We start from the raw sequence: 8,628 nt of genomic DNA, 5'->3' as shown, positions 1-8,628 counted from the left end.
TCTACCCCGTGCTCCCCCCAGATAGGCGCCGTCCGCTTTCCTGTGCCGAAACGGCCGTTTCGGCACAGGAAAGCGGACGGCGGCAGGAGCTATTCGTCTTCGGTCTCGTCGTCGCTGGCTGTGGCGAAGAGGCCGCCGAGCTGCGTCTTGACGAGTTGGAGGGCGGCGCGGGTGTCGTCGAGGGAGGTGGAGAGCAGTTCGGAGTGGTCGTTGGTGGACTGCTGGAGGGCGGTGAAGCGGGCGTGGAGTTTGGCCGCGTCGTCGTACTGCTTGTTGCGCTGGGCCTCGGCGATGTCCTGGGCGAGCTCGTTGAGGTCGTCCTGCGCCTTGGTGGTGAAGGCGGCGACGACCATCTCGCGCATTTCTTCCTGGTCCGGGAGGGGAACGCGGACCAGGTTGCTGCCCTGACCGAAGCGGGCGACGAGTTCGCGCAGGGCGGCGAGGGTGGAGGAGTGCTGGCGCTGGACGAAGTAGACGCCGCCGGTGGGGCGGACGCGGATGGCGTCGAGGTCTTCGACGTACCGGCGGATCAAGGACCGCAGCTTGTCGCTGGTGAGGTAGGTGCAGCGGTGGTGATAGCTGTCCTCGATGGCGGCGAGCATCTCGTGGACGGTGGTCTGCTCGTCCTCGGGCAGCTTGGCGATGGCGGCGTGGTTGGGCTCGACCTGGAGGGTGCCGGCGCCGTCGGCGCTCCCGGCGTTGTTGTCGCGGTGGAAGGTGCAGACGGCGAGCCGGGTGTCGTACTTCAGGCTGCTGCTTTCCTCGTCGCGGACTTCGCGGATGACGTGGCGGACGATGCTGCCGCCGTCGCGGCGTACCGGGCGGACCATGAGGGTCGCGGACTTGACCTTGCCCAGCTCGTTGCGCCGCCGGCGGCCGCGCCGGTAGGCCGGGCCGGTGGCGCGGGGGTCGTCCAGGGGGTAGGTCACGCGGACACCGTCGGGGCCGGTGACGCGCTCGAAGGCATCAACCTGGCGCAGCGGCGGGGGGAGGAGCTTCTCGTCCAGGTCCAGCTCGCGGAACCAGTCGGCGAGGTCGTCGCGGGTGACGTCGCCGTCGAAGACGCTGTAGAGGACCATGTGGCCGAGCAGGGGCGCGTCGGCGTCCTGGTTCATGGCCTCGGTGTAGGTCTCGAAGACGGCTTCTGGCGTCTTGACCTCGGTATTCTGCGTCACGGTCTGCTGCTCGTACACGATGGGACTCCTGCTAAAACGGGCGTTTGGGTATGGAGTAACGGGGCTCCCGCCGGGCGGGGCCGCCGACGGTCAGATCGTGCGGAAGAGGTTGGCGGCGGCGCGTGGGTCGGTGAGGTCGTCGATGGCGCGGAGGTTGTCGCACAGCGCGTCGAGGACGGAGCCGGGGCCGGTAGAGGGTTCGGTGCCGATGGCGATGCCGAAGGTGCGGAAGCCGAGCGCGTGCTTGGCCTGGTTCCAGCTGTGCATCCATTCCTCGCTGACGCTGCACTCGCCGTCGGTGATGAGCACGATGTCGCCGCGCGGGCGGCCCTCGTCGTTGTACTCGGCGTCCAGGAGCTCGGCGGCCGTTGTCAGCGGGGCCTGGTAGTCGGTGCCGCCGCCGAAGAAGTGCTCCGCGAAGTCGACCACGGCGGCGATGTCGGCGGGCTCGGCGGCGGGGAAGCGGTGCACGCTGACCTCGTCGCGCGAGGAGAAGAGGATGCCCACGAAGTCGCGCTTGGCCTGCCGGGCCTGGTCCAGCAGCGCCAGCGCGCACGCCTTGGCCCACGCCTCGCCGCTCACTCCATCCGGCGTGCGTCCGTACGGGGTGGCCATGGAGAACGAGCAGTCGATGCAGGCGATGATCGCGCCCTGCCCGGTGCTCTGCTCGCCGCGGCTGTCGTAGAGCATCAGCTGGCCCTCGGCGAACTTCGCGGCGAACACGGCCCGCATCTCGGGGACGCCGAGGGCGGCCAGCTCGGAGGGGACGACGCGGGAGAGGTCATCGCCCAGGGTGATCCCGACCAGCTCACCGGGGGCGTTCTCCACCTTGCGCGCGCGTTCCCCGAAGGCCATCTGCCGGAACCGGCCGATGAGGTCGGCGAAGCGGCCCAGCCGTCCGCTGCGCAGCCGCTGCGCGAGCTCGGCGCGCTCGTCGAACGGCATCCTCTCCAGCCGGCCGGGCTCGACGCCCCACGCGCGCATCAGGGCGTCCTCCTCGCGGGCGGCCTCGGCGGCTTCGGCCACCGCTTGGCGGGCGGCCGCGCGGATGCCCGGGGTCGCACCCGCCAGGGCCTGCGCGGCGTCCTGGCTGGCCTGCTGGGCCGCCCGCTCCGCGTTCTCGGCGTCGGCCATCGCCGCCTCGACGGCGCCGGCGGCCTCGGCGGGCACGGTGCCGTTCTCGTCGACGGCGTCGGTGGCCTGCTGGAGTGCCGCGGCGACCGCGCGGACCGCCGCCTCGGCGGCGTCCTGGGCGTCCTTGGCCTGCTGGGCTGCTTCGCGCGCGGCCGCGGACTGCTCCAGCATCCGGCGCAGGGCATCGGCCTGCGCGATGACGGCCATGGCGGCCGCGTACTCGTCGCCGGCCGTCTCCCGGTGCAGGTCCTCGAACTCCGGGCTGTTCACCATCGCGGTGAGGACCTGGTGGTTGACCAGCCGGGAGACGTCCATCTCGGCCTTCTCCCGCAGCCGGGGGCTGACCTTGAAGGCGGCCATGAACGTGTCCCGCAGGAGGTCGACGGTGTAGTCGTGACGCTCGTTCAGCTCCTCGGCGAGCTCTTGCAGCCCGTCCGCCTGCTCGTACGTCTCGCTCCAGGACATCGCATCAAACCGGTCCGCGACCACGGCCGTCTTCGGCTCGGCGGCCTCCCGGGCCAGCCCCAGCCACTTCCCGGCCCCCTGCACCAGGTCCTTGAGCTTGCGCAGCCTCTTACCCACAACTCCCTCCCCGGTCGTCAGATCTGGGCCTGGACCATGGACGCGTCCACGCCCAGCGCCTCGGTCAGCACCCGCGCGTGCACCGCCCGCTGCCGGACAATGACCCGCTCGATCGAAGCCGTGGAGCGCCCCGCCTTCTGGGCATCCTTCAGCAGCTTGCTGAGCTTCTTCCCAGCCCGGGCGAGCTTGCCGTTGGCCTCCTTGATCGCCCACTCCGACAGGCTCTCGCGGGACTGGCCGGCCTTGGCGTCCAGCTCCGCCTCCAGCTGCTCGATGCTGTCGGCGAGGTCGAGGGCCTCCTTAGCATCGGGGTTGACCATCTGGAGCACCTCGCGCTCGACGGTCGGCCGCTGGGCGGGGGAGTCCCACAACACATGCGTGAGCACCGCGAGGTCGATCTCGCCGACCTCGCGGCGGTCGTCGAGGAACGCGCTCGCCTGGAGAAGCCGGACGGATTGCCGCCAGCGGCGGTCCGAGGAGATCAACTCCTTGCGCCGCAGGGCCACCCGCAGCGCGCACATCGCGTCCACGATCACCTCCGGCACGCCGACCGCCGGCACCGCCACGTTCACCGCGTGCTGGAGCTCGGCCAGGCCCACCGTCGTCCTCGACACCGGGACGGGGGCCACGACCGCGGAGCGGACCAGGCTGGCGAAGTTGCTTGGGTCGGCGAGGTAGTCCACCTCCAGCCGGACCAGCAGCCGGTCGTAGATCGCGGCGCTCTCCTCCCCGGACGGCAGCTCATTCGATGCCGTGATCGCGCTGATCAGTGGGCAATGGATCGGCGCGCCGCCGCTCTCCGGGTGGTAGATCCGCTCGTTGAGGAACGCCAACATCTCGTTCAGCGCCGCCACGCTGCACTTAAAGATCTCGTCGACGAAGGCGATGTGCCCGGTGGTCGCCCGGCCGTCGAAGACCTGCCGGTACTCGCCCCGGCTCAGCGCGGCCACGTCGACGGGGCCGAACAGCCTCGTCGGCGCCGTGAACTTCGACAGCAAGATCTCCCACAGGTTCGCGCCCTCGATCCGGCCCGTGAGCTCCCGCGCCAACTCCGACTTCGCCGTCCCGGGAGGCCCGAGCACCAGGGAGTGCTGGCCGGCCAGCATCGCGACCGTCAGCGTCCGCACCACGTCCTCGCGCTCGTAGAACACCGCGGACAGCTCGTCCACGACCGCCCGCAGCCGCTTCGCCGTATCAGCCGCCTCGAACGCCTCAACATCCGTCGCCATCGTCAGCTCCTCCATCGCAACTCCCTTGGCCGCAAAGCAGTCGGCCCCACAGTAGCGAGAATGCCCATGCAAAAACGGCCGTTTATGCCGCCCGTACGAACCAGTTGCCTCCAACGGCGAACGCGTCCCGACACCCGGGGCTTCGCCCCGCGACCGATGCGGCTGCCGATCGTTGGACAGTCGTGACGACCTTGCCCGTACGCGACGCCGAGCTCCTCCTCGCCGAGTACACCGCCGGCACCTGGGAGCCCACGGGCGAGGAACGCGCGCTGGCCGAGTCCCTCGCTCTCAGCGCCCTGTCGCCGTCCAGCTTCCGGGCCGGGCTGCGCGAGGGCCCGCCCGGCCGCCTGACCACCGCCCTGGCCCCGGTGACCGCGGCGATGGAGACGACCGCGGTCACCCCCTCCACCGAGGACCTGCGGCCCGTGCGCCAGCTCCTGGACGCCCTCGCACCCGCGCTGTGAACGACGGGCCCCACGTGCACCAGCTTCGAGTGCCCCGCACGCTGGAGACATGGCGGCAGTACCGATATCCGTGCACCGGCTCGACGCCGACGGCGGGCGCCGCGTCACCGTCCGGCGCGAGGGCCTGGAACACATCCTCGGCCTCGCCTACAACGACGCCGACGTGCTGGAGTTCCTGCGCCGCGCTGGCCTCCCGGACGCCGAGGGACTCCTGGACGACCCGGCATGGGTCGAGTGGGTCGGCGGCGACCCCCACGAGTGGACGGCCGCCTGAACACCCCGATCAGCCGACCGGCGGTTCTCTATGTGGTCTGGGCGCCGTGGCCAAGGCTGCGCCGTCGTCGCAGCGGGGCCGCTTCGGCGGCGGGGTCTGGCCGCTCGATGTGCTGGCGCAGGGCAGCGGTCGCGGCAGGGATGGGCGCGAGGAGCCGCGCGGCCTGCGGGTCGAGAGCGGATAGCGCGGCCGTGAGCACGTCGATGGCCTCGGCCGCGTCCTCGACGGCGGCCGCGCTCCATCCGGACGGTACGGCGACGTCGCCGAGGTCGCACGCGGCTTCTGCGGCGGCATCGGCGCGCTCCTCGACGCCCGGGGCCGCTTGGTCGGCGAGGCGGATGGCCGGCTGGTCGCCCGGGGAGATCAGGGACTGGATCCCGCGGCCGAGGGCCCGCCCGCGCGGGTGCGCTGTGGTCACCGGGGCAGTCTGCCGCATCAGGGGAGCGCCGGCGCTTACACGGTCCGCCCCGCCGTCGGCACCCCCGATAGCGTCACAGATAGGCGTCACGCGGTGACGCCTTCTGAACGCGAACGCCGACGCCAGGCCCTTGTCCGGCACCTCGGTGAGCACCACGTGCTGTCTGAGCGCTTCCGGGGGCCGAAGGGGGTGTCGCTGGCGTACCAGGTCGCTCCGCACTCGGAGCAGCGGAACCGGGGCCACGGGTGCCGACGCCCTTCCTTGAGGGCCTTCATCGCCTCGCCCCCGGCGTCGATCTGCGCCCACCGGGCCCGCATCATCCGCCAGGCCCTCGTTCGACAGGCCGACGAGCAGTAGCGGCGGGACCGTCTGCTGCCTTCGGGTAGCTCGGCGGCGCACTGGTCGCATCGGCGGACCTTCCTCCTGGCCATACCTCCAGGATCCTCCTGCCGCGCCCGTCCGTGCCGGGGTTGGTTACGCAGCAGGCCCCCGGATCACGCGCCGAGCATCGCCGGACTTTGTCCGGTCTAACGGGCCCGGCGGGCTCCCGGTTAACGCCGATGCCCCCGACTGGGCGTGCGCGGGCGAGGGAGCTCCTGGTCCTCGCAGGTGGCGTCCCTGCTCGTCGACCACCAGCACGGGCGGGTAGCTGGGGCACGACATGAGCTCTGGGCCGATCCAGCGCCATCCGTCCGCCCACACCGGTCCTCCGGCAGGAGTGCGGTGGCTCGGCACCGGGTGCAGGTCACGTCGGTGGACTTGGGTATCGGGGGCCTTCCGGGTGGGGCTCGACAAGGCTATCGGGCCGCCCCTGGGCCTCGGGCAACGGCGGGGGCGGCCGTTATGCCGTTGGTGCGGTCGTCTCGTCCTGGTCGTCGCCGTCGTGGACGAGGGGGGTGGGGGAGTGGGCGATGGCGTCGGCGGACAGGGTCGGTGCGACGTCCTTGAGCGCGGGGTGGAGGGCGGCGACGCTGCGGACGATGCGGAGGATGGCGTTGTCGGAGGAGCGCTTGTCGCGGCGGGTGTCGGCGTCGCCGCCGAGGGCGCGTCCGGTGCGGCTGGTGAAGAGCGGGCCGCGGCCTTCGTACGTGCCCCACTTCTCCTTGACCACCCGGCGGGGGAGGTATTCGTCGATGGCCCACACGAAGTCCGGGTACAGCGTCACGAGCGACTTCGCCGTGCGGGAGGCGTTCTTCATCGGCACGGCCCAGCGAGTGCGGTGCTGCTCGTCGTAGCGGTCTTCGAGCATGAGCCCGGTGATCTGTCCGGGGCGGAGTTGTACGGGTGCGTTCATGAGGCCGTAGATGATGGCGCGGTCGCGGGGTTCGGCGTGGCGGTCGGCGGCTTCCTTGAGGCGGAGCATGCCGGCGGCGTCGAGGCCGCCGGGGCGCGGGGGCTTCTCGCTGGGGGTGAAGCGCTGCCAGTTCTTCAGCAGCTCCTTGTATGTCCCGGCGGGGACGAGGTCGCGTCCTTCGAGCCACCGGTAGAAGGAGCGGATGATGCCGGCGGCCTGGTCGCGGGAGGCGGAGGCGTGGGCGTGGTGGACGGCGAAGTTCTGGATGTCCATCTGGCTGGGCTGCCACACGAGGTCTCCGGCCCACGCCGTATACGCCACGAGGGTCTCGCGGTAGCGGTAGACGGATTCGTCGGAGAATTGGCCGGACGCCTCTGAGTGGGGGCCGGTCACGAATGCGTCGACCAGGTCGAGAACAGCATCATCGGTCACGGCGCGACTCTAGAGACTGAGGCTGTATGTCGGGTAACAGACTCAAAGCCCCACCCTCCCAGGTGAGCCGTGGCTGAGGGGGTGCCGTACGGGGACGGCGTGGGGCGGGGCCGGGCGGCTCCGGTGAGTGGGGGGTGGGCTGGGTCTGTTACCCGACATTGAGGCCCCACATGTGGCTCGAGGTGCCCATTGCGTCAACGCTCAGGGGTGGCTACATACGGCGGGCGGGATCTCCGTTTGCCGTGCTGAGCTCATCGAGAAGAACAGCATTGAGATGTGCCCGTGCCGCCCTCACCCGCTCCAGGGCCTCCAGGACTTCGTACCGTACCGTCCGAATGCCGGCCGGACCGGCGAAGGACATCGACACGGATTTCTCGCGTGGCCTCTCGCAGCCGACACAGAACCTGAGAGCGGGCGGCATCTGTAGTCTCCGGCGCCGGCTCGTCCAAGGGGTCTACTGGTGGGCTCGCCTATTCAACTGTCGCCAGTTCCCCGAGGAGTCCAGCCTGCTGGTGACCGTGTGTGGTCCCCGGGGGCGTAACGGCTCCAGGTTCCTCCGGCTTCAGCTGCGAGCTTGGTCGTGGTGACCTGGTGGTAGCCGAGGGCGTCAGCGACGACGGGAGCGGGCATCTCCAGCACTTGTTGCCGGATCGCCGCCGTGCGGCTGGCGGTCGTAGGGACACCGATGTTGTTGATCAGCTCGGAGAGAGCGAAGGGATGCAGCGGCTGGCCTGCCCGTCGGCCGGGGAAGATCCAGCGGGAGCCATGGTTCGTCCCGGTGTTCATGTTGTCGCGGTTGTCGATCCAGGCCAGGAGGAGCTCGGCGAACGGCGCGGGCACCGGGGAGGGCGGCTCGCCGAGCCGCAGCCGGACCTGGTCGTTCTCGTGGACGACGTCGTCGACGGTAAGGCGGACGACCCTGGTGCAGGGTTGGGCATAGAGAAGGACGATGATCCCGGCGACACGGCTGCGCAACGGCAAGCTGTCGTCGGTGAGGAGCTGACCGAGCAGGTCCAGGCGCTCGTTCTGGGAAAGCGGGGCCGCTCGGCGCGTTGGTGGAGACGGCAGCCGAAAACGGCGGGTGAGCTTGACGTGCTGGCACCACAGCAGGAAGGGCCGGATGGTGTTCCGCTCATGCTCCTTGTGCTCGACATGCCAGAGGTCGATATCGGCCTGGCCGCAAGTGGCGAGCGTCCGGTCGTGGCCGGCGAGCCACTCAAGGAAGGACGCTGCCCGCTTGACCTGGTCTGCGGCGTACTTGCGGCTGCCGGGGGTAAGCGGGCGGCGGTCGGCGCGGGCCCGGAGTTTCGGCAGGACCTCCCACGTAGCGAACCGACGAACGATCTGACGGTGTTCAGGGTCGGAGACGGAGGCGAGACGGCCGGTGAGCCAGCCCTCGAAGAGGCAGATCTGTTTGTCAATGGCGGGCAGGATGCCGCAGGCCATCAGGAGTTCACGCAGGTGGGTAGCGGCCCGCCAGGGCTGGAGGGTGTGGAAGGCCTCGTGCTTCAGACCGATGTCGCCTCGGCCCAGGCGCCGCAGCAGGTCCTCGGCGGATCCGGTCTTGCCTGTGCGCATGTAGAGCCAGGTCAGAATGGACAGCGGGCTGTCCGCGGTCAGCAGCAA

8 protein-coding genes are annotated in these 8,628 nt (G+C 70.5%); 2 read left to right on the top strand and 6 right to left on the bottom strand.

Translation table 11 applies throughout. The features are described 5' to 3' along the window. Positions 1–89 precede the first annotated feature (89 nt). From AB0435_RS12970 to AB0435_RS12960, 3 genes are all read right to left on the bottom strand, one after another. Positions 90–1,193: a DUF6744 family protein gene (locus AB0435_RS12970; protein ID WP_366426950.1), complete on the bottom strand. Its 1,104-nt coding sequence runs from the start codon at positions 1,191–1,193 to the stop codon at positions 90–92. Positions 1,194–1,265: 72 nt separating this feature from the next. Further along, positions 1,266–2,891, bottom strand: coding sequence for a VWA domain-containing protein (locus AB0435_RS12965; RefSeq protein ID WP_366426949.1), 1,626 nt, complete (start codon positions 2,889–2,891; stop codon positions 1,266–1,268). Positions 2,892–2,908: 17 nt separating this feature from the next. Then, positions 2,909–4,120: an AAA family ATPase gene (locus AB0435_RS12960; RefSeq protein ID WP_366426948.1), complete on the bottom strand. Its 1,212-nt coding sequence runs from the start codon at positions 4,118–4,120 to the stop codon at positions 2,909–2,911. A gap of 182 nt (positions 4,121–4,302) precedes the next feature. On the opposite strand from AB0435_RS12960, the gene AB0435_RS12955 reads away from it, so the two are divergent. Continuing rightward, positions 4,303–4,584, top strand: a complete 282-nt coding sequence (locus AB0435_RS12955; protein ID WP_366426947.1) for a hypothetical protein — start codon at positions 4,303–4,305, stop codon at positions 4,582–4,584. 49 nt (positions 4,585–4,633) lie between these two features. Then, positions 4,634–4,858: a hypothetical protein gene (locus tag AB0435_RS12950; protein WP_366426946.1), complete on the top strand. Its 225-nt coding sequence runs from the start codon at positions 4,634–4,636 to the stop codon at positions 4,856–4,858. A gap of 28 nt (positions 4,859–4,886) precedes the next feature. On the opposite strand, the gene AB0435_RS12945 is transcribed toward AB0435_RS12950, so the two are convergent. The 3 genes from AB0435_RS12945 to AB0435_RS12935 all read right to left on the bottom strand — a co-directional run bounded on the left by AB0435_RS12945 (position 4,887) and on the right by AB0435_RS12935 (position 8,628). Continuing rightward, on the bottom strand, positions 4,887–5,276 hold the full coding sequence (locus AB0435_RS12945; protein ID WP_366426945.1) for a hypothetical protein: 390 nt from the start codon (positions 5,274–5,276) through the stop codon (positions 4,887–4,889). Between the two features lie 841 nt (positions 5,277–6,117). Continuing rightward, the gene (locus tag AB0435_RS12940; RefSeq protein ID WP_366426944.1) at positions 6,118–7,002 is read right to left on the bottom strand and encodes a hypothetical protein; all 885 of its coding nucleotides are present in this window, start codon (positions 7,000–7,002) and stop codon (positions 6,118–6,120) included. Between the two features lie 474 nt (positions 7,003–7,476). Beyond that, positions 7,477–8,628, bottom strand: a complete 1,152-nt coding sequence (locus AB0435_RS12935; RefSeq protein ID WP_366426943.1) for a hypothetical protein — start codon at positions 8,626–8,628, stop codon at positions 7,477–7,479.

The sequence above is a fragment of the Streptomyces sp. NPDC051173 genome (assembly GCF_040689515.1).
In the GTDB taxonomy this organism is placed as follows: Bacteria; Actinomycetota; Actinomycetes; order Streptomycetales; family Streptomycetaceae; genus Streptomyces.
The sequence above is the reverse complement of the archived record's forward strand: the minus strand, read 5'-3'. Positions and strand labels throughout refer to the sequence as shown.

Coding starts and splice junctions, on each gene's coding strand:
- AB0435_RS12950 (WP_366426946.1), top strand. CDS start 4,634: ATGGCGGCAGTACCGATATCCGTGCACCGGCTCGACGCCGACGGCGGG.
- AB0435_RS12960 (WP_366426948.1), bottom strand. CDS start 4,120: ATGGCGACGGATGTTGAGGCGTTCGAGGCGGCTGATACGGCGAAGCGG.